Origin of the sequence: Salinarimonas sp. (assembly GCF_046292825.1) — a bacterium.
Taxonomy (GTDB): domain Bacteria; phylum Pseudomonadota; class Alphaproteobacteria; order Rhizobiales; family Beijerinckiaceae; genus Salinarimonas.
Map to the genome: position 1 here is coordinate 43,659 of NZ_JBKBQG010000020.1, position 21,453 is coordinate 65,111.

The 21,453-nt window shown below is 69.9% G+C and carries 19 protein-coding genes; 13 read left to right on the forward strand and 6 right to left on the reverse strand.

The window, feature by feature from the left end; translation table 11 throughout:
* The first annotated feature begins 19 nt into the window (after positions 1–19).
* From ACK4UM_RS11485 to ACK4UM_RS11545, 13 genes are all read left to right on the forward strand, one after another.
* The gene (locus ACK4UM_RS11485) at positions 20–748 is read left to right on the forward strand and encodes a DUF1013 domain-containing protein (protein WP_409798890.1); all 729 of its coding nucleotides are present in this window, start codon (positions 20–22) and stop codon (positions 746–748) included.
* Positions 749–844: 96 nt separating this feature from the next.
* Positions 845–1,195, forward strand: a complete 351-nt coding sequence (locus ACK4UM_RS11490) for a DUF805 domain-containing protein (RefSeq protein WP_409798892.1) — start codon at positions 845–847, stop codon at positions 1,193–1,195.
* Positions 1,196–1,235: 40 nt separating this feature from the next.
* A complete protein-coding gene (locus ACK4UM_RS11495; protein ID WP_409798894.1) occupies positions 1,236–1,961 on the forward strand; it encodes an NAD-dependent deacylase in 726 nt (241 codons plus the stop codon).
* A 589-nt stretch (positions 1,962–2,550) separates the two neighbouring features.
* Positions 2,551–3,339 (forward strand): phosphatidylserine decarboxylase, encoded by a 789-nt coding sequence (locus tag ACK4UM_RS11500; RefSeq protein WP_409798896.1) that lies wholly within the window; start codon positions 2,551–2,553, stop codon positions 3,337–3,339.
* Positions 3,340–3,370: 31 nt separating this feature from the next.
* Positions 3,371–4,240, forward strand: a complete 870-nt coding sequence (gene pssA, locus ACK4UM_RS11505) for a CDP-diacylglycerol--serine O-phosphatidyltransferase (protein ID WP_409798898.1) — start codon at positions 3,371–3,373, stop codon at positions 4,238–4,240.
* 99 nt (positions 4,241–4,339) lie between these two features.
* Positions 4,340–4,981 (forward strand): Maf-like protein, encoded by a 642-nt coding sequence (locus tag ACK4UM_RS11510; RefSeq protein ID WP_409798946.1) that lies wholly within the window; start codon positions 4,340–4,342, stop codon positions 4,979–4,981.
* An 11-nt stretch (positions 4,982–4,992) separates the two neighbouring features.
* A complete protein-coding gene (locus ACK4UM_RS11515; RefSeq protein WP_409798900.1) occupies positions 4,993–5,196 on the forward strand; it encodes a DNA gyrase inhibitor YacG in 204 nt (67 codons plus the stop codon).
* A gap of 344 nt (positions 5,197–5,540) precedes the next feature.
* A complete protein-coding gene (locus ACK4UM_RS11520; RefSeq protein WP_409798902.1) occupies positions 5,541–6,314 on the forward strand; it encodes an enoyl-CoA hydratase in 774 nt (257 codons plus the stop codon).
* 10 nt (positions 6,315–6,324) lie between these two features.
* Positions 6,325–7,290 (forward strand): threo-3-hydroxy-L-aspartate ammonia-lyase, encoded by a 966-nt coding sequence (locus ACK4UM_RS11525; protein ID WP_409798904.1) that lies wholly within the window; start codon positions 6,325–6,327, stop codon positions 7,288–7,290.
* Between the two features lie 193 nt (positions 7,291–7,483).
* Positions 7,484–7,756, forward strand: a complete 273-nt coding sequence (rpsT, locus tag ACK4UM_RS11530) for a 30S ribosomal protein S20 (protein WP_409798905.1) — start codon at positions 7,484–7,486, stop codon at positions 7,754–7,756.
* 859 nt (positions 7,757–8,615) lie between these two features.
* Complete coding sequence (gene dnaA, locus ACK4UM_RS11535) at positions 8,616–10,112, forward strand: chromosomal replication initiator protein DnaA (RefSeq protein WP_409798948.1); 1,497 nt, start codon at positions 8,616–8,618, stop codon at positions 10,110–10,112.
* Positions 10,113–10,656: 544 nt separating this feature from the next.
* Positions 10,657–11,865: an acetyl-CoA C-acetyltransferase gene (locus ACK4UM_RS11540; RefSeq protein ID WP_409798907.1), complete on the forward strand. Its 1,209-nt coding sequence runs from the start codon at positions 10,657–10,659 to the stop codon at positions 11,863–11,865.
* Between the two features lie 14 nt (positions 11,866–11,879).
* Complete coding sequence (locus tag ACK4UM_RS11545; RefSeq protein ID WP_409798909.1) at positions 11,880–14,081, forward strand: 3-hydroxyacyl-CoA dehydrogenase NAD-binding domain-containing protein; 2,202 nt, start codon at positions 11,880–11,882, stop codon at positions 14,079–14,081.
* Between the two features lie 568 nt (positions 14,082–14,649).
* Here ACK4UM_RS11545 and lpxB read toward each other — a convergent pair.
* From lpxB to bamA, 6 genes are all read right to left on the reverse strand, one after another.
* Entirely contained in the window at positions 14,650–15,810 is a 1,161-nt protein-coding gene (lpxB, locus tag ACK4UM_RS11550) for a lipid-A-disaccharide synthase (RefSeq protein WP_409798911.1), read from the reverse strand.
* Complete coding sequence (locus ACK4UM_RS11555; protein WP_409798913.1) at positions 15,807–16,700, reverse strand: LpxI family protein; 894 nt, start codon at positions 16,698–16,700, stop codon at positions 15,807–15,809. The genes lpxB and ACK4UM_RS11555 overlap by 4 nt, the downstream gene beginning before the upstream one ends.
* Positions 16,700–17,500, reverse strand: a complete 801-nt coding sequence (gene lpxA, locus ACK4UM_RS11560; protein WP_409798915.1) for an acyl-ACP--UDP-N-acetylglucosamine O-acyltransferase — start codon at positions 17,498–17,500, stop codon at positions 16,700–16,702. The genes ACK4UM_RS11555 and lpxA overlap by 1 nt, the downstream gene beginning before the upstream one ends.
* Positions 17,497–17,964 (reverse strand): 3-hydroxyacyl-ACP dehydratase FabZ, encoded by a 468-nt coding sequence (gene fabZ / locus ACK4UM_RS11565; protein ID WP_409798917.1) that lies wholly within the window; start codon positions 17,962–17,964, stop codon positions 17,497–17,499. The genes lpxA and fabZ overlap by 4 nt, the downstream gene beginning before the upstream one ends.
* Positions 17,965–18,005: 41 nt before the next feature.
* A complete protein-coding gene (lpxD, locus tag ACK4UM_RS11570; RefSeq protein ID WP_409798919.1) occupies positions 18,006–19,076 on the reverse strand; it encodes a UDP-3-O-(3-hydroxymyristoyl)glucosamine N-acyltransferase in 1,071 nt (356 codons plus the stop codon).
* Between the two features lie 65 nt (positions 19,077–19,141).
* Positions 19,142–21,436 carry an outer membrane protein assembly factor BamA gene (bamA, locus tag ACK4UM_RS11575; protein ID WP_409798920.1) on the reverse strand — a complete coding sequence of 765 codons (2,295 nt, stop codon included), beginning with the start codon at positions 21,434–21,436 and terminating at the stop codon, positions 19,142–19,144.
* Positions 21,437–21,453: the final 17 nt, after the last annotated feature.

The window sequence follows — 21,453 nt, forward strand, 5'->3', positions numbered from 1 at the left end:
ATTCGAGGAGGGTACCCCCGTGTCCGCTGGACCCCTGATGCCGAAGGCGACCGCCATCTGGCTCGTCGAGAACACCTCGCTCACGTTCGAGCAGATCGCGGAATTCTGCAAGCTGCACCCGCTCGAGGTGAAGGGCATCGCCGACGGCGAGGTGGGCGCTGGCATCAAGGGCGCCAATCCGATCACGATGGGCCAGCTCACCCACGAGGAGATCGAGAAGGCCCAGAAGGATTCGAGCCACCGCCTCAAGCTCGCCCCGCCCAAGGTGCGCCTGCCGGAGGTCAAGAAGGCGCGCGGGCCGCGCTACACGCCGGTCTCCCGCCGCCAGGACCGGCCGAACGCCATCCTCTGGCTCCTGCGCAACCATCCGGAGCTGAAGGACGCGCAGATCATGCGCCTCGTCGGCACGACGAAGGCCACGATCCAGCAGATCAAGGACCGCACGCACTGGAACTCGGCCTCGCTCTCGCCGCTCGATCCGGTCACGCTCGGCCTGTGCTCGCAGATCGACCTCGATCTCGAGGTGAGCCGCGCCGCCAAGGATCGGCCGCAGGTGCCGGTCGGCGACGGCGGCCAGACGCTCCTGCCGACCGACGTCACCACCGGCACCGCCGACGAGGACGTCTATGGCGGCTACGAGGCGCCGCGCCGCCGCGAGGACGAGGAGAAGATCGAGGCCGAGAACGTCTTCGCCAAGCTCAAGAGCCTCAAGCGCGCCGAGGACGACGAGGACGACGACCTGCGCTGAGGCGCAGGTCGGAGCACCGATCGCGCGCCGGACGGATCTTTTCGAACCGTCCGGCCCGCCCGCGCATTGTCTCATGGCTACGCTACGGAGGCAGGCATGGACCGCACTCTCGACTGGACCTGGATGTTCGCCTCGCCGGAGGGGCGCATCGAGCGCGGGCGCTGGTGGATCGGCGTCGCGATCCTGTTCGCCGCCTGGCTCGTGATGACGATCCTGTTCGGCACGGATGGGCTGATCCGCCTGGTGCTCGGCATCCTCCTCTCCCTCGCGGGCCTGATGCTGCACATCAAGCGCTGCCACGACCGCGACAAATCCGGCTGGTGGTGCCTGCTCCTCCTGATCCCCGTCGTCGGCTTCTTCTGGGCGCTGATCGATCTCGGCCTCCTCGAGGGCACGCCGGGGCCGAACCGCTTCGGGCCCGATCCTCTGGGCCGCGGGACCGTCTGAGCGCTTGCGGCCGGCGCGGAGGCGGCTATCCTCGCCCGCCATGACCGACGCCCCCACCCTCTTCGTCCTCACCGGTGCCGGCATCTCCGCCGAGAGCGGCCTCGGCACGTTCCGCGACAAGGGCGGCATCTGGTCCAAATTCGATCCGATGAAGCTCGCCACGCCGGAAGCCTTCGCGGCCGACCCGACGCATGTGCACGCCTTCTACAACGCCCGGCGCCAGAACCTGCTCGCGGCCGCGCCGAACCCCGCCCATGCGGCGCTGGCGCGGCTCGAGGCGGCGCTGGAGGAGGCCGGCGGGCGCCTCCACCTCGTCACCCAGAACATCGACGACCTGCACGAGCGCGCGGGCTCGCGGCGGGTGATCCACATGCACGGCGAATTGTTGAAGGCGCGCTGCCTTCATTGCGAGGAGGTCGTCGAGACGCGCGTCGACCTGTCGACCGCGCAGGCCTGCGGCGCCTGCGGGCGCGCGGGCGGCATGCGCCCGCACGTGGTGTGGTTCGGCGAGATCCCGCTCTTCATGGACGAGATCGAGACGGCGCTCCTCGAGGCGGACCTGTTCGTCGCGATCGGCACCTCGGGTTCGGTCTATCCGGCGGCGGGCTATGTCGGCCTCGCCCGGCGCGCAGGGATCCCCACCCACGAGATCAACCTCGAGCCCTCCGACAACGCCCATCTCTTCGACGGCGCCGATTACGGCCCCGCGAGCGAGGCGGTGCCGGTCTTCGTCGAGCGCATGCTGGCGGAGTTGCGGGAGGGGTGAGGCGCGGGCCTCCTTGGAGGGCTACGAGATTCACACATCTCTTCCGACTGGACTTCCTGGAGATCCTCGACGTTTCCGAGGAGCTCGACGGTCTCCCCTCCCCCTTGGGGGAGGGGCGGGGGTGGGGGTCGTGCAGGAACTGGCGTTCGAGTGCCTCCTGCACGACCCCCATCCGTCTCCGAGCTTCGCTCGGAGCCACCTTCCCCCAAGGGGGAAGGACAAGAGCGGCCTTCGTCGACGTCGATCGCATGCGAAGGCCGCGATGTGTGCATGCGTTCCACGAAAACGGTACGGCCGCTCTCCTTCCCCTCAGGGGAAGGTGGCTCCGACCCCGAACAGGGGTCGGAGACGGATGGGGTCTTTCGACCCGCAGGGTCGAAGGGGCGTTGGGCTTCTCCTAACGTAAGGCGCTCTACGAAGACGCCCCTTTGCCGCTGTCGCTGCGAAAAACCCCATCCGACCCGTCGGCTTCGCCGCCGGGCCACCTTCCCCTGAGGGGAAGGAGAGTGGTGGCGCCTCGTCGTCCGGTTCTTATGCGCAGATCACGATGTGTGAATCTCGTAGCCCTTCGGGGAGGGATGCGGGAGGGATGCGCCGCCCTGTTGACAGTCGCCTCGCGGGGGCGCATGCCGCTCGCGACGCCGACAGACACGCCGAAAGAAGACGCGAGCGCCCGCCCATGACCGTCTACGAATCCGCCCGCAAGGTCCTCGTGCCCATCCACAAGGAGGGCTGGCCCTTCATCGCGATCGCCTTCGGCGTCTCGATCGCGCTCGGCTTCCTGTGGACGCCCCTGTTCTGGGTCGGGCTCGTGATCACCCTGTGGGTGACCTATTTCTTCCGCGATCCCCCGCGCACCACGCCCCTGCGCGAGGGCCTCGTCGTCTCTCCCGCCGACGGGCGCGTGAGCCTGATCACGAACGCGGTGCCGCCCGCCGAGCTCGATCTGCCGCGCGAGCCGATGCTGCGCATCTCCATCTTCATGAACGTGTTCAATTGCCACGTGAACCGCGCGCCGATGACGGGCCGGATCGCGCAGCAGGCCTACACGCCGGGCGTCTTCCTCAATGCCGAGCTCGACAAGGCGAGCGAGGACAACGAGCGCAACGCGCTCGTCATCGAGGGCGGCGAGGCGCGCATCGCCGTCGTGCAGATCGCCGGGCTCGTCGCGCGGCGCATCGTCAGCTTCGTCAAGGAGGGGCAATCGATCGAGGTGGGCGACCGCTTCGGGCTGATCCGCTTCGGCTCGCGGCTCGACGTCTACGTGCCGATCGGCACGAAGCCGCTCGTCGCGGTGGGCCAGAACGCCATCGCCGGCGAGACGGTGCTCGCGGATCTGCGCGCGCAGGAGCCGCCGCGCCAGTTCAAGGCCGGCTGAGCCGTTCGCCCGGTTCGCGCGTTCCCCAGCCATGAGCGACTTCTTCGCCCCCTTCGCCCCCGATCCCAACGAGCCGCGTCGGCGCCGCTTCAAGCCCGTGCCGTTCCGCATGCTCGTGCCGAACCTGATCACGCTGCTCGCGCTCTGCCTCGGGCTGACCGCGATCCGCCTCGCCTTCGAGGGGCGGCTCGAGCTCGCGATCTACGCGATCCTCGTCGCGGCCGTGCTGGACGGCATCGACGGGCGGGTGGCGCGCCTCCTCAAGGGCACCTCGCGCTTCGGGGCCGAGCTCGACTCGCTCGCCGATTTCGTCAATTTCGGCGTGGCGCCCGCGCTGATCCTGTTCTCGTTCACGCTCCACCATGCCGGCGGCGTCGGCTGGGCGGCGGCGCTCGTCTTCGCCATCGCCTCGTGCCTGCGGCTCGCGCGCTTCAACGCGGCGCTGGACGATCCGCATCGGCCGGAATGGAAGAAGGAATTCTTCGTCGGCATGCCCGCACCCGCGGGCGCTCTGGCGGCGCTCCTGCCCGTCTATCTCTTCTTCCTCGGCCTGCCGATGGACGACGAGGTCGCGAGCCCGTTCGCGCTCGCCTACGCGATCGCGATCGCCTTCCTGATGGTCTCGACGGTGCCGACCTTCTCGGGCAAGTCGATGGGCGCCAAGGTGCCGCGCGAGCGGGTGCTGCCGCTCTTCGTGGCGACGGTAGCTCTCGTCGCGCTCCTCATCTCCTTCACCTTCCCGATGCTCGCGATCGGCACGCTCCTCTATCTCGGCACCATTCCGGTGGGCGTCGCGCGCTACCGCAAGCTCGCGATCGCGCATGCGCAGCGGGTGCGCGAGGCGCAGGCCGCGGAGGCGGCGGCGCAGGCTTCCGCTCCGCCCGACGAGAGCCCGCGCTGATCGATACCGGGCGGGTTCACAAACGGGGCTCTTTCGGTCTATCTCCCGAGCCCGAGAGCCCGGTTCGCGGGCGATGAGGAGGTGTCTGGCGTGGTGTCCCTGTTCGGATCGCGGGAGCCGGAATGGCGGCCGAAGCTCGTCCTCGCCTCCGCCTCGCCGCGGCGCCTCGCGCTCCTGCAGCAGATCGGGCTCGAGCCCGACGCGCTCCTGCCCGCCGACGTCGACGAGACCCCGCTCAAGCTCGAGAAGCCGCGCGACCTCGCCCGCCGCCTCGCCCGCATGAAGGCCGAGCGCGCGCTGCTCGCCGCGCGCAAGGACGAGGCGTTGAAGGGCGCCTATCTGATCTCCGCCGACACGGTGGTCTCGGTCGGCCGGCGCATCCTGCCCAAGGCCGAGATCGTCGACGAGGCCGCCTCCTGCATGCGCCTCCTCTCCGGGCGCCAGCACCGCGTCCATACGAGCGTGTGCGTGGTGACGCCCAAGGACGCCTTCCGCGAGCGCGTGGTCGAGACGCGGGTGCGCTTCAAGCGGCTCTCGCAGGACGAGATCGACAGCTATCTCGCCTCCGGAGAATGGCGCGGGAAGGCCGGCGCCTACGCGATCCAGGGGCTCGCCGGCGCCTTCGTGATCAACCTCGTCGGCTCCTACCCCGCCGTCGTCGGCCTGCCGCTCGCCGAGACGACGGCGCTCCTCGAGGGCGAGGGCTATCCCGTGCGGCTGTCCTGGATCAACGCGGCTTGATGGGGGTGGCGATGGAAGAGGAGACGCCCGTCGCCGGCAAGTGCCCGATCTGCGGGAAGCCCACGCAAACGCGCTACCGCCCCTTCTGCTCGAAGCGCTGCGCCGACGTGGATCTCCAGCGCTGGCTCACGGGGGGCTATGCGTTCCCGGTGATGGAGGAGGACGACGCGCCGGAGGAGGACGAAGAGGGGGAGCGCAGACATCCCTCCCCGTAGGGGAGGGTGGACTTGCGAGCGTAAGCGAGAAAGGCCGGGTGGGGCCCGGGTGGAGATTGTTCTCCAAACGTCAGGCCCCACCCGACCCCTTCGCTGCGCTCAGGGGCCACCCTCCCCTACGGGGAGGGAGGGGCGCGAGCATCCCTCGGAGCCGCAGGCGAACGAGGTCGGGTGGGGCCCGAGGTTCTTGAGACAATCTCCACCCACGGGCCCCACCCGGCCTTTCTCGGCGTTCGCCACGAAAGTCCACCCTCCCCTACGGGGAGGGATGGGCGCGCCCCGCCCCCTTGCCGCCGCGCGCGCCTCTCGATACCCATGAGGCAATCCCCACAGGAGGAAGCGCGATGTCCTACGAGACCATCCTCACCGAGATCCGCGGGCGCGTGGCGCTCGTCACGCTGAACCGGCCCCACGCGCTCAATGCGCTCAATTCCACGCTGGTCGCCGAGCTCAACGACGCGCTCGACGGCTACGATCGCGATCCGGGGATCGGCTGCGTGGTGATCACCGGCTCGGAGAAGGCCTTCGCGGCGGGGGCGGACATCAAGGAGATGCAGGGGCTCTCCTTCCCGCAGACCTATCTCGACGATTTCATCACCGCCTGGGACAAGGTCGGCGCGCGGCGCAAGCCCATCGTCGCGGCGGTCGCGGGGTTCGCGCTCGGCGGGGGCTGCGAGCTCGCCATGATGTGCGACTTCATCATCGCGGCCGAGACCGCGAAGTTCGGCCAGCCCGAGATCAAGCTCGGCGTGATGCCGGGGGCCGGCGGCACGCAGCGCCTCACCCGCTATGTCGGCAAGGCGAAGGCGATGGAGATGTGCCTCACGGGCCGCATGATGGACGCGGCCGAAGCCGAGCGCGCGGGCCTCGTCTCGCGCGTCGTGCCCGCCGACAAGCTCGTCGAGGAGGCGATGGCGGCGGCCGAGAAGATCGCCGCGATGTCGCTGCCCATCGCGATGATGACGAAGGAGAGCGTCAACCGCGCCTACGAGACGACGCTCGCGGAGGGCATCCGCTTCGAGCGCCGCGTCTTCCACGCGATGTTCGCGACCGCCGATCAGAAGGAGGGCATGAAGGCCTTCGTCGAGAAGCGCGCGCCGAATTTCGGTCACGAGTGAGGAGACGCCTGTGCTGCCCACCTACGAATGCGTGCTCGAAGCGGCCCGGCGGCTCGAGGGCGTCGCCCGCAGGACGCCGGTGATGACGTCCCGCACCGCGAACGCGATGACGGGCGCCGAGCTCTTCTTCAAGATGGAGAGCTTCCAGCGCACCGGCTCCTTCAAGTTCCGCGGCGCCTATAACGCGATCGCGGCGCTCGACGAGGCGGCGCGCGCGCGCGGCGTCGTCGCCTTCTCCTCGGGCAATCACGCCCAGGCGATGGCGCATGCGGGGGCGCTGCTGGGAGCGAAGGTGACGATCGTGATGCCGCACGACGCGCCGGCGATCAAGGTCGCCGCGACGAAGGGTTACGGCGCCGAGGTCGTGGTCTACGACCGCTTCCGCGAGGATCGCGAGGCGATCGGGCGGCGGCTCGCCGAGGCGCACGGCTATACGCTCATCCCGCCCTTCGACCATCGCGACGTCATCGCCGGCCAGGGCACGGCGACGAAGGAGCTGATCGACGAGGTCGGGCCGCTCGATCGGCTCTACGTGTGCCTGGGCGGCGGCGGGCTCACCTCCGGCGCCTGCCTCGCGGCGTCCGCGCTCGCGCCCGATTGCGCGGTCTGGGGCGTCGAGCCGGAGGCGGGCGACGACGCGCGCCGCTCGCTCGAGGCGGGACGCATCGTCACGATCGAGGTGCCCAAGACGATCGCCGACGGCGCCCAGACGACGGCGCTCGGCGCCCTCACCTTTGCGATTCTCGAAGTGCACGCGGCCGGCATCGTCACCGCGTCCGACGCAGCGCTCGTCGAGACGATGCGCTTCTTCGCGCAGCGCATGAAGGTCGTCGTCGAGCCGACGGGCTGCCTCGCCGCCGCCGCCGCCCTCGCCGCGACCGACATCGCGGGCCTCAGGGTGGGGGTGATCGTGTCGGGCGGCAATGTCGATCTCGCCCGCTTCTGCGCGCTCCTCGGCGAGGCGCCGAGCGCCTGAGAGCGACGTCGCGCGGGTTCTCGCGAGGAAGGCGTTGACGAGCGCGCCGCACGCGACTATAAGCCCGCTCTCACGGATGCGCCGCGCGGCGAGCGCGGGCGCATCCACGGGTTCAGCACGCAACAGCCGATCCCCGAGCGCGAGCCGTCAACGGTCTCGCCGGTCGGCGCATTCGAGAACGGGGTTCCGCAGCATGGCCAATACGCCCTCGGCCAAGAAGATGACGCGCAAGATCGCCAAGCGCACGGCGATCAACCGCATGCGCCGCTCGCGCATGCGCACCTTCATCCGCAAGGTCGAGCTGGCGATCGCCGGCGGGGATGCGGGCGCCGCCCGCGCCGCCCTCGTCGCGGCCGAGCCGATCATCATGCGCTCGGCCCAGAAGGGCGTCACCCACAAGAACACCGCCTCGCGGAAGGTGTCGCGCCTGAGCCGCCGCGTCCGCGCTCTCGAGGTGCGCGCCTGAGGCGAACGGTCGATCGCGCGGCGAGGTATTCCCCGCGTGTATATCGGAATAACGATGCAAAAAGCCCGGCTCGCCGGGCTTTTTTCGTTGGCGCCTACTATTCGTGCAGCCGGATCGGCTCTTCGGCAGCTCTTTACCTGACATTCAGCATGCCGACGACGCGGAGCCGCTCTGCGGGATTTGCGCAACGCTGCGAGCAAAAAGACTGAACACGACGAAAGTTTTACTTTCGTTCTACTTGACTCCAGGCGGGGCGTCCGGCGCCGAAACGCGGCTTGGCCGTTTCCGAGCCGCGCAAATAAAGACTTTAAATTCCAAGGCCTTAGGGGGCAAAGCATCTATGGCGCCGGAATCGCCCGACCTGCGGACACCGCCGACCCCGCTCCGCGCGGGGGCCCGAATCGCCCGCGGACGGGGCTGAACGTAAATGAAACGATAAGATCCACAGCCACTTACTCCGCTCTCCACGGAATCCTCGCAGCCCGCGCGAGTGCTTTCGGAGCCACGGTGGATTCTCCGCTGTTGCGCCGGGTGGGGGCGCTGTGTAAGGTCAGGGGACTTCGCCGGCTGGCCGAAGTAACCAAGCGATAATCGGTCGAGCAGGCCTGAGGATTGGGGGACGCGCAGGTGTCTTTCGTCGGCAGAACAAACAATATCGACCCGATGACGGCTTGCCTCGACCGTATCGACGGCACGTCTTAGACCTGCATCGTCTATTACACCAACGAGAAGATCCGGTCCGGTGCCTCCGCTTTCGCGGGGGCGGCGCGATCGTCAGCGCGCGGTTCGCGCGCCGAACGGGGCATGGGCGATGGGGGCTCTGCGGCGGGCTCCCTCATCGTCAGGGAAGGAGGGCATGATGTTTCACGGCGGTGAGGAGCGAGCCAAACCGGGGCTCTTCGGCATCGAGGCCGGCGGCGACGCGTGCGGCGCGTCGGCTCGCGAGGCGGGGGCCGAGACCTGGGCACGGGTTCGCCGACGTCTGCGGGCCGAGCTCGGCGAGGAGCTGTTCACGAGCTGGTTCGCGCGCCTGGAACTCGACCATGTCGCCGACGGCGCCGCGCGCCTGACCGTCCCCACGCGGTTCCTGAAGAGCTGGATCGAGGCGCATTACCTCGACCGCGTCCTCGCCATCTATCGCGACGAGGAGCCGGGCGTGGAGCGGCTGACGCTCGGCGTCCGCGGCACCGGCGTGCGCGACGGCGCCCGCCGGGTCGAGCCGGCGAGCGCCGCGGCAATCGAGACGGCCCGCCGTCCCGCCCTCGTCGCCCCGGCCGCGCAGGCACCCGCCCCCTCCCCCGCCGTTCCCGAGAGCGACATCGCCGGCGCCCCGCTCGATCCGCGCCTGACCTTCGACAGCTTCATTGTGGGGCGCTCGAATGCGCTCGCCCACGCCGCCGGGGATCGCGTCGCCCGCAACGACGGCCCGGCGCTCTACAACCCGCTCTACGTCCATGCGGGCGTCGGCCTCGGCAAGACGCACCTCCTGCATGCCATCGGCCAGGCGGCGCGCGCCCAGGGCAAGCGGGTGATCTACCTGACCGCCGATCGCTTCATGTACGGCTTCGTCGCGGCGCTCAAGGCGCAGACCTCGCTCGCCTTCAAGGAGCGCCTGCGCGGCATCGACCTCCTGATCATCGACGACGTGCAGTTCATCCAGGGCCGCACCATCCAGCAGGAATTCGGCCACACGCTCAACGCGCTGATCGATTCCGGCCGTCAGGTCGTGATCGCCGCCGACCGTCCGCCCGCCGATCTCGAGAGCCTCGACGAGCGCGCCCGTTCGCGCCTCGCCGGCGGCCTCGTGGTCGAGGTCGGGGCGCTCGACGACGGGCTGCGCCAGGCGATCCTCACGACCCGGGTCGCCGCCGTCCGCGCCCAGCACCCGAGCTTCGCGGTCGATGCCGAGGTGATCGCCTACGTCGCCCGTCAGGTGACGACGAACGGCCGCGACCTCGAGGGCGCCGTCAACCGCCTCCTCGCCCACGCCACGCTGACCGGCGCGCCGATCACGCTCGAGACGGCCGAGACCGCGATCCGCGATCTCGTGCGCAACCGCGAGCCCAAGCGCGTCAAGATCGAGGACATCCAGAAGCTCGTCGCGACCCGCTACAACGTCTCGCGCTCCGACATCCTCTCCGAGCGCCGCACGGCCGCCGTGGTGCGCCCGCGCCAGATCGCGATGTATCTGTCGAAGACGCTGACGCTGCGCTCGCTGCCCGAGATCGGCCGCCGCTTCGGCGGACGCGACCACACGACGGTGCTGCACGCCGTGCGCAAGATCGAGAAGGCGATCGGCGAGGACGGCACGCTGAACGAGGAGGTCGAACTCCTCAAGCGCATGCTCCAGGAGTGAGCGCTCGCGCGCTCGCGATCCCGGCGACCAAGCGGCTTGACGCCGCCACAAGCGCTTGCTTCGCAAGCGATTCTCATGCTGGGTCCCCTTCCCCTGCGCGCCTTCGGCGCTCCGGCCGGGGATGACACCGGTGGGCCGTCGCCAGGTGTCATCCCCGGCCGGAGCACGCAAAGCGTGCGCAGGGGAAGGGGACCCAGCGCAGAAAGACGCGTGCGCAAGCACGCTCCTGATGCCGCCGACCAGGCGGCTCGTCGCGACGCCGCGGCGGAAGCCGCGAGGATCCCCGTCGCCGTCGGCACGGCTGGCGCGATGCTGGCCTTTCGTGCGTTCTCTCGGTGGACGTGACGCCGATCCATGACCATATTCGCGGAAGGCGCGCGACCCGATCGCATCGGGTCGGCCTGCGCTCGTCGGAGATGCGCCGAATGCCGTCCGCCCCGGACGGCCGCCGGCCTGCGATGTCGCGTCGCCGGTCGGCGGGTCGTCGTCTCGCCGAAGAGACCAGGCAGGATCGCAACAGAAGAACCCTGACAGGGAGACATTCATGCCCGAGGCCTACATCTACGATCACGTCCGCACCCCGCGCGGTCGCGGCAAGGCGGACGGATCGCTGCACGAGGTGCCGGCCGTCGATCTCTCGGTGACGACGCTGAAGGCGATCCAGGATCGAAACCACCTCAATCCGGTGATGATCGAGGACGTGGTGCTCGGCTGCGTCGACCCCGTCGGCGAGGCGGGCGGCGACATCGCCCGCGCGGCCGCCCTCAAGGCCGGCTTCGGCAAGGAGGTGCCGGGCGTCCAGATCAACCGCTTCTGCGCGTCGGGCCTCGACGCCGTCAACCTCGCGGCCGCCCAGGTGATGAGCGGCATGAAGGAGATGACGATCGGCGGCGGCGTCGAATCCATGAGCCGCATCGGCATGGCAGCCTCGGGAGGGGCCTGGCCGGTCGATCCCAAGCTCGCGATCGACACCTATTTCCTGCCGCAAGGCATCGCCGCCGACCTGATCGCGACGAAATACGGCTTCTCGCGCGACGACGTCGACGCCTTCGCCGTCGAAAGCCAGAAGCGCGCCGCCCGCGCCTGGGACGAGGGGCGCTTTTCGAAATCGGTGGTTCCGGTGCGCGACGTGAACGGGCTCGTGATCCTCGATCGCGACGAGCACCTGCGTCCGCAGACGGACATGCAGTCGCTCGGCCAGCTCAAGGCCGCCTTCGAGCAGATGGGCGACATGGCGGGCTTCGACGCGGTCGCGATCGCGGCGCATCCGGACGTCGAGTTCGTCACCCACGTCCACCATGCCGGCAATTCGTCCGGCATCGTCGACGGCGCCTCGGCCGTGCTGATCGGCACCAAGGCGGCGGGCGAGATGGCCGGCATCAAGCCGCGCGCGCGGCTGCGCGCCTTCGCCTCGATCGGCTCGGACCTCGCGCTGATGCTGACGGGCCCCATCGACGTCACCGCCTTGGTGCTCAAGAAGGCGGGCATGGAGGTCTCCGACGTCGATCTGTTCGAGATCAACGAGGCCTTCTCGGCGGTGGTCCTGCGCTACATGCAGGCGCTCGATCTCGATCCGGAGCGTGTGAACCCCTGCGGCGGCGCGATCGCCATGGGCCACCCGCTCGGCGCCACCGGCGCCATGGTGCTCGGCACCGCGCTCGACGAGCTCGAGCGCACGGACAAGTCGGTCGCGCTCGTCACGCTCTGCGTCGCCGCAGGCATGGGCACCGCCGCGATCATCGAGCGCGTGTGACGGGAGGACACGAGATGGATCTCACGAATTTCCGCTTCGAAATCGATGCCGACGGCATCGCCACCGCCACCTGGGACATGCCCGACCGCTCGATGAACGTCATCACCGTCGCGGTGATGGACGAGCTCGACGCGATCCTCCAGCGCGTCGTCTCCGACGAGGGCATCAAGGGCTGCGTGATCGCCTCCGCCAAGAACGATTTTTCGGGCGGCGCCGATCTCACGATGCTCCAGGGCCTGCGCGATCTCTTCGTGAAGCTCTCGGGAGAGCGCGGCGAGGAGGAGGCGATGCGCGTCTTCTTCGAGGAATCGCGGCGTCTCTCGCTCCTCTACCGGCGCATCGAGACGGCGGGCAAGCCCTTCGTCGCGGCGGTGCACGGAATCTGCCTCGGCGGCGCCTTCGAGCTCGCCCTCGCCTGCCATCGCCGTGTGCTCTGCGACCACGACCGCACCAAGGTGGGGCTTCCCGAGATCAAGGTCGGCCTCTTCCCCGGCGCCGGCGGCACGCAGCGCGTGGCGCGCCTGATGCAGACGGGCGACGCCCTGCAGATGCTGTTCAAGGGCCAGCAGATCAAGGGATTGATGGCCCGCAACATGGGCCTCGTCCACGAGGTCGTGCCCCACGACAAGCTCATCGAGACCGCCAAGGACTACATCCGCCAGGGCGGCAAGGCGGTCGCGCCCTGGGACGAGAAGGGCTTCAAGCTGCCCTCCAACAAGGTCTATTCGGCCGCCGGCATGCAGATCTGGCCGGCCGCGAACGCGATCTATCGCCGCGAGACGAACGACAACTACCCCGCCGCCAAGGCCATCCTGCAATCGGTCTACGAGGGCCTGCAGCTGCCGATGGACCTCGCGCTTCGCGTCGAGTCCCGCTATTTCGCGAAGATCCTGCGCTCGCCGGAGGCGGCGGCGATGATCCGCACGCTCTTCGTCTCGATGGGCGAGCTCAACAAGGGCGCGCGCCGCCCGGCTTCCGCGCCGAAGACGAACCTCAAGAAGATCGGCGTCGTCGGCGCGGGCTTCATGGGCGCGGGCGTCGCCTACGTCTCCGCGGCGGCGGGCTTCGAGGTCGTCCTCGTCGACCGCGACATGGAGGCGGCGGAGAAGGGCAAGGCCTATTCGCAGAAGCTGATGTCCGATCAGGTGATGAAGGGCCGCGCCAAGGGCGCCGACCGCGACGCGCTCCTCGCCCTCATCACCCCGAGCGCCTCCTATGCCGATCTCTCGGGCTGCGACCTCGTGATCGAGGCCGTGTTCGAGGATCCGAAGGTCAAGGCGCAGGTCATCGCCGAGGTCGAGGCGGCCGTGGGCGAGCGCGCGATCTTCGGCTCGAACACCTCGACCCTTCCGATCTCGGGGCTCGCCAAGGCCTCCGCCCGCCCTGAGCGCTTCATCGGCATCCATTTCTTCTCGCCGGTCGAGAAGATGATGCTCGTCGAGATCATCATGGGCGAGAAGACGGGCGAGGAGGCGCTCGCGACCGCGCTCGATTTCGTGCGGGCGATCAAGAAGACGCCGATCGTCGTCAACGACGCGCGCGGCTTCTTCGCCAATCGCTGCGTGGGCGCCTACATCCTCGAAGGGCACAAGATGCTCACCGAGGGCGTGCCGCCCGCCATGATCGAGAACGCGGGCAAGGCGGCGGGCATGCCGGTCGGGCCGCTCTCGCTCAACGACGAGGTGGCGCTCGATCTCGCGCTCAAGATCGTCAAGGCGACGAAGGCGCAGCTCGGCGAGGGCGCGGTCGACCCGGCGCAGGAAGCGCTCCTCGTCGCCATGGTCGAGACGGAAGGCCGGCTCGGCCGCAAGAACCGCAAGGGCTTCTACGATTATCCGGAGGGCGGCAAGAAGCGGCTCTGGCCGGGGCTCTCGGACCTCGTGAAGGCGCCGCGGCTCGGCGAGACGATCGATTTCGAGGAGCTGCAGGAGCGCCTCCTGATCGCCCAGGCGCTCGAGGCGGCGCGCACGGTCGAGGAAGGGGTGATCACCGATCCGCGCGAGGCCGATGTCGGCTCGATCCTCGGCTTCGGCTTCGCGCCGTTCACGGGCGGCGCCCTCTCCTATATCGACATGATGGGGGCCAAGACCTTCGTCGAGAAGGCGGAGCGCCTCGCGGAGATCCACGGGCCCCGCTTCGCGCCCCCGCAGCTCCTGCGCGACATGGCCGCGCGGGGCGAGACCTTCTACGGACGCGCGAAGACGAAGGCGGCGTGATCGTCGCCAACGGGGAGGGGGAGCCCCCTCCCCTGCTCGGCCCGAATGTCGTTATCAAGTCAGTCGCGCCGACAGGGTGAGTGCTCCACCGGTGTCATCCCCGGCCGGAGGTCGCTTGCGACCGGAGGGGAAGGGGACCCAGCACGAGAATTGCTTGCGGAGCAAGCACTTGTGGCGGCGACGAGCCGCCTGGTCGGCGGCGCGAGCGCTTGCTCCGCAAGCGTCTTCCTGCGCTGGGTCCCCTTCCCCTGCGCACGCTACGCGTGCTCCGGCCGGGGATGACACGGGGGAGCAGCCCCGACGTTGTAATCCCAAACGCTAGAGGGCAATCCGGAACCCATACGCACGACGTCGCAGTCGCAGCCTGTAGGCTGCGTTTCTTCATCATGCGCGAGGGTGAGGTGGTGGAGCAAGCACGGCATGCGCGCTCGGACGGTCGTCGCGTGTAGGGGTCCCGCTCCAGCCGCACCAGGCGGTGCGTCATGCCCCCCGACGAGACCATCAGCGTCGAATGGAGCTGCGTCGGCACCCGACCGAAACCGGACCCGAGCCGCGCGGACGCGCGCCCTCACCCCCGCGCGGTCATCGTCTCGATCACCACCCGCGCCGCGGCGGCGCTCGGGGTCTCGCCGCCGAGATCCATGGCGGCGTCGATGCGCGCGAAGGCCGCCTCCTGGGCGCGCCGCGCGGGCGTGTCGTCGCACAAGGGCGCGAGCGCGTCGGCGAGGCGCTCGGCGGTCACCTGATCCTGCACGAATTCCGGGATCGCCTTCTCCCCGAGAACGAGGTTCGCGAGCACGATCGTGTCGACGGTCAGCAGGAAGCGCAGGCTCTCCTCGAGCTTCGACACCTTGTAGGCGACGATCATCGGCACGCCCGAGAGCGCGAGCTCGAGCGTGACGGTGCCGGAGGCCGCGAGCGCGACCTGCGCGCGGCGGAAGGCCTCGAATTTGGCCGCCTCACCGCGCACGATACGCGGCTTCTGCGCCCAGCCCGCCACCCCCTCCTCGACGAGGGGCAGGACGTGGTCGACGGCCGGCAGGGTCACCGACACGGGGCGGCCGAGGCTCTCGGCGAGCCGGGCGATCGCCCCGCCGAAGGGCGCCATCAGCCGGGAGACCTCCGAGCGGCGCGAGCCCGGCAGGACGAGGAGCTCGAGCGGCCCCTCCCCGATCGCCGCCCGCTCGCCGGGCGCGGGGCGCAGGTCTCGGGTGCGCTCGATCAGCGGATGGCCGACATAGGTGCAAGGCGGACCGCCCAAGCGCCGATGCGCCGCCGGCTCGAACGGCTTGAGCGCCATGACATGATCGACATAGGCGCGCATCGACCGCGCGCGCCAGGGCCGCCAGGCCCAGACGGTCGGCGAGACGTAGTTCACGATCGGCAGACCGGGCAGCCGGCGCCGCACGCGGCGCGCCACCCGGTGGGTGAAATCCGGGCTGTCGATCACGACGAGCATGTCGGGCGCCGCCGCGACGACGGCGTCCGCCGCCTGCCGGATGCGCGCGAGCAGGCTCGGCAGGCGCGCGATCACCGGCAGGATGCCCATCACCGAGATGTCGGCCATGGGAAACAGGCTCGTCACCCCCGCCCGCGCCATGCGCTCCCCGCCGATGCCGGAGAACCGCGCCTGCGGCAGGCGCTCGCGCAGCGCCTCGATCAGGCGGGCGCCGAGCTGATCGCCCGATTCCTCGCCCGCGATGAGATAGATATGCGGATCGGGCTTCATGCGCGCGGGTCCTCTCGCGGCGGATCGCAGGCGACGACGAAGATCCCGAGCCGATCGGCCTCGGCCGCCATGCTGGGCCGGTCCACCACGAGCGTCGCGCCGGCCGCGATCGCGATCCCGCGACAGCCGGCCTCGGCCGCGCGGGCGACCGTGCGCGGGCCCACGGTCGCGAGATCGACGCGCGGATCCTGTCCCGCCTTCGCGCCCTTGACGAGGACGCGCACGCCCTCCGCCTTCGTCTGCGCTCCGCCGAGAAGGCGCATGAAGCCGCGCCCGCGGTCGAGATCGGCGACGCGGGCGAGCATGCGATCGGTCCCCTCCGGGCCCTCCACCGCGAGGATGCGCGCGTTCTCGACGACGAGCGCCTGGCCGATGTCGAAGGGCGAGAGCGCCGCGAGGCAGGCGAAGCCGACCGCCATCGTCGCGCGCGCCTCCGGCGGCACGCTCGGCCCGCCGATCGGCCCGGCCGCCGGCAGGAGAGCGGGCGCGACCTCGTGGGCGCCCAGCACGCGATGGCCCTCGTCCTCCAGGAGGCGGATCACGGCGCGCAGGAGATGATCGTCGCCGCGGCCGAAGATCTCGGCGAGCTCGCGGCGGTTGCGCCAGGCCGCGACGCCGGAGGCGAGCGCCGCCGGCGAGGGTCGGCTGACGCCGCCCGCGAGCACGATCTCGCAGGCGCCCCAGGCGCGCAGCTGGTCGAGGATCGTCGCGACGTCGAGGACGTCGACGACGCGCTCCGCCCGCGCCCGAAGATCGGCCTCGGCGAAGCCGCGCAGAGCGAGGATGCGGGTCGGGCGCCCCGCGGCGAGGGCCGCCTCGGCGACGATGCGCGGCAGCGCCCCCGCGCCGGCGACGAGCACGAGCGGGCGCGCCTCGCCCTCCCCGCTCATCAGTCGGCGCCGTCCTTGGGCGTCAGCACCGAGCGGTCGCCGCGCGCCCGGATGAAGGCGAGGATCTCGGCGACCTGCGCATGCCCGCCATAGGCCTGCTCGACGTCCTCCAGCCGCTCCTCGAGCGTCCCCTCCGGCGCGAACAGGAGCCGGTAGGCGCGGCGCAGGTCGTGGATGCTCTCGCGCGAGAAGCCGCGGCGGCGCAGGCCGATGATGTTGAGGCCGGCGAGCCGGGCGCGGTTGCCGAGCGCCATGCCGTAGGGGATCACGTCCTGCTCGATCGCCGACATGCCGCCCACGAAGGCGTAGGCGCCGATGCGCACCCGCTGGTGGAGCCCCGCGCCGCCCCCGATGATGGCGTGGTCCCCGATCTCGGTATGGCCGCCGAGCATGACGTTGTTCGTCAGCACGACGCCGTCGCCAAGCCTGCAATCGTGCGCGACATGGCTGTAGGCGAGGAGGAAGCAGCGATCGCCGACGCGCGTCTCGAGCCCCCCGTGCGGCGTGCCGGGGTTCATCGTCACCGATTCGCGGATGATGCAATCGGCCCCCACGATCAGCCGGTTCGGCTCGCCCTTGTATTTGAAGTCCTGCGGCGGATGGCCGAGCGCCGCGAAGGAGAAGATCTTCGTGCGCGCGCCGATCGTCGTGTGCCCGGCGATCACCACGTGGCTCACGAGCTCGCAACCGTCGCCGAGCTCGACCTGCGGCCCGACATGGCAGAACGGTCCGACGACGACGTCGGCGCCGAGGCGGGCGCCGTCCTCGACGATCGCGCTCGGATGGATGCGCGCGCTCACTCGAGCACCAGCATGGCGGCGAGCTCCGCCTCGGCCACGACGGCGCCGTCGACCTTCGCCTCGCCGCGGTACCACCACATGTTCCGCCGCTGGTTGAGCTTCGTCATGTGGAACTCGACCGTGTCGCCGGGGATGACGGGCTTGCGGAACTTCGCCTTGTCGATCGTCATGAAATAGACCTGCTCGGGCTTCTTCGACTTGGCGAGGGACGCCAGCACGCAGATCGCGCCCGCCGTCTGCGCCATTCCCTCCAGGAGGAGCACGCCCGGGAAGATCGGCCGCGTCGGGAAATGACCGGTGAATTGCGGCTCGTTGAAGGTGACGTTCTTGATGCCGATGCAGGAGCGATCGGAATCGATGTCGCGGATGCGGTCGACGAGCAGGAAGGGGTAGCGGTGGGGCAGGAGCTCCAGGATGCGGACGATGTCGACGGCTTCGAGGCTCGTGGTCTCACTCTCGCTCATCGCGCTCCCTCTCTCGTCTTCTCCGGCGCCGGGCCGCGGCGTCAGCTCTCGCTCGCCTCGCCGTCGTCTTTGGCGGAAACGCGCCGGGATGCAAGCGTTTTGACGGCCGTGATCTCGCGGAACCAGTCCCGCACGGGCTTGGCCGGCGTGCCGCCCCAGCGCGCGCCCGGCGGCACGTCGCCATTGACGTTGGAGGAGCCCGCGATCTGCGCGCCCGCGCCGATCCGCACGTGACCGACGATTCCGACCTGACCGCCGAGCACGACGAAATCCTCGAGCGTCGCCGAGCCCGAGATGCCGACCTGGGCGACGATCACGCAATGGCGGCCGATGACGACGTTGTGGGCGATCTGGACGAGGTTGTCGATCTTGGTCCCCTCCCCGATCACGGTGTCGCGCGAGGAGCCGCGGTCGATCGTCGTGTTGGCGCCGATCTCGACGTCGTCCTGGATGACGACGCGGCCGACCTGGGGGACCTTGGCGTGGCCGCGCCCGCCCATGGCGAAGCCGAAGCCGTCCTGCCCGATCCGCACCCCCGCATGGACGATGACGCGGTTGCCGACGAGCGCATGGGACAAAGTCGCGCCGGGCCCGATCGAACAATCGCGGCCGATGCGGCATTGCGGGCCGACGACGGCATTGGCGCAGACGATGCTGCCGGCGCCGATCTCCGCATGCGGGCCGACGACGGCACCGGGATCGATCGTCGCGCCGTGCTCGATACGCGCGGTCGGGTGGACGATGGCGCCGGGGGAGACGCCCTGCGCGGAGAAACTCGATTGCGGCCGCGTCGCCTCGGGGAAGAGCCGGGCGAGCACGGCCGCGAAGACCCGGTAGGGATCGCCGACGACGAGCTCGATCGTGCCGGAGGGCGCCTTGCCGGCGAAGCGGCGGGACAGGAGCACGAGCCCCGCCTGCGTCGCGGCGAGGGACGGCGCGTAGCGCGGATTGTCCATGTAGGCGATTGCCGACGGCGCTGCGTGATCGAGCGCAGCCGCCCCCGTGAAGGCGCGTTCCGGGTCGGCACCCTCGGGAACGGCGATGCCGGCGAGTTCGGCGACCTCGCGAAGCGAGATCGCACCCGCGGCCGGAAAGAAGACGGGCTCCGCCATAGGCTCCCTCGCGCCTGTCGTCGGAGCGCGGCGGGAGGGCCGCGCTCCGCAAGCAACGATGCGCGTCAGAAGCTCGTTCCGCCGGAGAAGCGGAAGGCCTGCGTCCGGTCCCCCGCGCCCTTCGAGAGGGCCCAGGCATAGTCGAAGCGGATCGGGCCGAGCGGCGAGGCCCAGAGCAGGCTCGCGCCGACCGAGGAGCGGATCGACCGATCGTCGCGGACGTTGATCGCCGTTCCCTGGATCACGCGGCTGCCGTCGTAGCCGAACAGCGTGCCCGCGTCGGCGAAGACCGCGCCCCGGAGCCCGAGATCTCGCGGCAGGAGCGCGATCGGGAACTGGACCTCGATCGAGCCGCCGAAATAGGTCGTCCCGCCGAGCGCGTTGCCGCGCGGATCGGTGACCGCGAGATCGCGCGGGCCCATCGACTCGAAGCCGCGCACCAGGGAATGGCCGAGCTGGAAGTGGTCGAGGATGCGCAGCCGGTCGCGGCCGAAGGCCGCCACGTGGCCGCCCTGGACGCGGGCGATGCCGACCACGTCGTCGAACAGCTCGTGATAATAGCGCGCATCGGCAGTGACGCGGAAATAGCGCGAGTCGCCGCCCAGACCCGCCACGTCCGGACGCACCTCGGCGAAGAGGCCCGACCGCGGATCGCGCGCGTTGTCGAGCGAATTGTAGGTGAAGGTGAGGCCCACGAGCGAGGTGATCGTCCGCCCCTCCGCCTCGCGCAAGGCGAGCGAGGATTGCGGGCGGAAGCGCGCCGGGATGGTCAGCTTCTGCTCGAACAGCGAGTAGCGGGTGCCGATGGAGAACTCCTCGGTGATCGGCACCGTGAAGCGGACCGTGCCGCCCGTCGTCCGCGTCTCGTAGAACGCCGTCCGCGAGGCGTCGCTGAAGGTCGAGAACAGGTCGAAGCCCGCAGCCACCCGATAGCCGAGGAAGTACGGCTCGGTGAACGAGAAGTCGATGCCCTGCGAGCGCTCGCCCCAGGAGCCCGCGATCCGCACGAATTGGCCGCGACCGAGGAAGTTCGATTCGGTCAGCGAGATCTCGCCGATGAACCCGTCGGCCGACGAATAGCCGCCGGCGATCGCGAAGGAGCCCGTCGGACGGTCCTCCACGTCGATGTTCACGATCAGGCGGTCGGGCGCGAGGCTCGGCTCGGTCGAGATCCGAACGCGCTCGAAGAAGCCCAGATTGTTGAGCCGCCGCTCGGCGCGGTCCAGCAGGACCTTGTTGTAGGGGTCGCCTTCGCCGAGATCGAGCTCGCGACGGATGACGTAGTCGCGCGTGCGCGTGTTGCCGCGGATATTGATCCGGTCGATGAAGACGCGCGGGCCTTCCTCGACGATATAGGCGATGTTGACGACGCCCGCGGTGCGGTCGCGCTCGCCCGTCGGGCGCACCTGCGCGAACGGGAAGCCGCGGCGGGCGACCTCGGTCGTCAGCTCGGTGAGGCTGCGCTCGACCTCGGTCGCGTCGTAGATGCGGCCGGTGCGGGTGAGGACGCGACGGTCGAGATCGGCGGTCGCGACGCCCGGGATCCGCGAATCGACGCTCACCGACCCGACGCGGTACTGCATGCCCTCGTCCACCGCGATGGTGATGAGGAAGCCCTGCTGCGCCTCGCTGAACTCGACATTCGTGCCGACGATCTGGAAATCGGCATAGCCGTTGCGCAGGTAGAAGCGGCGGATGAGCTCGAGATCGGCGGCGAGGCGGTCCGGATCGTAGACGTCGGTCGTCTTGAGGAACGAGAGGATGCCCTGCTCGGTCGTGGTCATCACGTCGCGCAGGCGCCGATCCGAAAAGGCCTGATTGCCTTCGAAGGAGATCGAGCGCACGCCGGTCTTGACGCCCTCGTCGATCGTGAAGACGACGTCCACGCGACCGCCGGGAACGTCCACGATGCGGTGGGAGACGCGCGCCAGCGCGCGGCCGGTGCGGCGGTAGATCTCCTCGATCCGCGCGACGTCGGCCGCGATCGTCGCCGGGTTATAGGGCTGGAGCGCCCGCGTCTGCAGCTCGGGCCGCAGCGTGTCGCCCTGGATGCGGCGATTGCCCTCGAAGGCGACGCGGTTGACGACCGTGTTCTCCGCGACCGTCACGATCGTCTGCCCGCCGCTCCGGCTGACGCTGACATTCGTGAAGAAGCCCGTCGCGACCAGGTTGCGCCTGGCTTCCTCGGGGCTCACCCCGACGACGTAGGCCCGGATCGTCGCATCGTCGATGCGCTCGTTGCCTCGCACCACGACCTGCTGCGCGAAGGCCTCGCCGACGGAGAGCACCGCGAAGGCGGCGGCCATGGCGACGGACATACGCTTCGTCGCCGTGATCCGGCGATGCTTCTTCACAGACATTGATCGGCCCGTCTCGT

Coding starts and splice junctions, on each gene's coding strand:
- ACK4UM_RS11490 (WP_409798892.1), top strand. CDS start 845: ATGGACCGCACTCTCGACTGGACCTGGATGTTCGCCTCGCCGGAGGGG.
- ACK4UM_RS11495 (WP_409798894.1), top strand. CDS start 1,236: ATGACCGACGCCCCCACCCTCTTCGTCCTCACCGGTGCCGGCATCTCC.
- ACK4UM_RS11500 (WP_409798896.1), top strand. CDS start 2,551: ATGCGCCGCCCTGTTGACAGTCGCCTCGCGGGGGCGCATGCCGCTCGC.
- pssA (WP_409798898.1), top strand. CDS start 3,371: ATGAGCGACTTCTTCGCCCCCTTCGCCCCCGATCCCAACGAGCCGCGT.
- ACK4UM_RS11515 (WP_409798900.1), top strand. CDS start 4,993: ATGGAAGAGGAGACGCCCGTCGCCGGCAAGTGCCCGATCTGCGGGAAG.
- ACK4UM_RS11520 (WP_409798902.1), top strand. CDS start 5,541: ATGTCCTACGAGACCATCCTCACCGAGATCCGCGGGCGCGTGGCGCTC.
- rpsT (WP_409798905.1), top strand. CDS start 7,484: ATGGCCAATACGCCCTCGGCCAAGAAGATGACGCGCAAGATCGCCAAG.
- dnaA (WP_409798948.1), top strand. CDS start 8,616: ATGTTTCACGGCGGTGAGGAGCGAGCCAAACCGGGGCTCTTCGGCATC.
- ACK4UM_RS11540 (WP_409798907.1), top strand. CDS start 10,657: ATGCCCGAGGCCTACATCTACGATCACGTCCGCACCCCGCGCGGTCGC.
- ACK4UM_RS11545 (WP_409798909.1), top strand. CDS start 11,880: ATGGATCTCACGAATTTCCGCTTCGAAATCGATGCCGACGGCATCGCC.
- lpxB (WP_409798911.1), bottom strand. CDS start 15,810: ATGAAGCCCGATCCGCATATCTATCTCATCGCGGGCGAGGAATCGGGC.
- ACK4UM_RS11555 (WP_409798913.1), bottom strand. CDS start 16,700: ATGAGCGGGGAGGGCGAGGCGCGCCCGCTCGTGCTCGTCGCCGGCGCG.
- fabZ (WP_409798917.1), bottom strand. CDS start 17,964: ATGAGCGAGAGTGAGACCACGAGCCTCGAAGCCGTCGACATCGTCCGC.
- lpxD (WP_409798919.1), bottom strand. CDS start 19,076: ATGGCGGAGCCCGTCTTCTTTCCGGCCGCGGGTGCGATCTCGCTTCGC.
- bamA (WP_409798920.1), bottom strand. CDS start 21,436: ATGTCTGTGAAGAAGCATCGCCGGATCACGGCGACGAAGCGTATGTCC.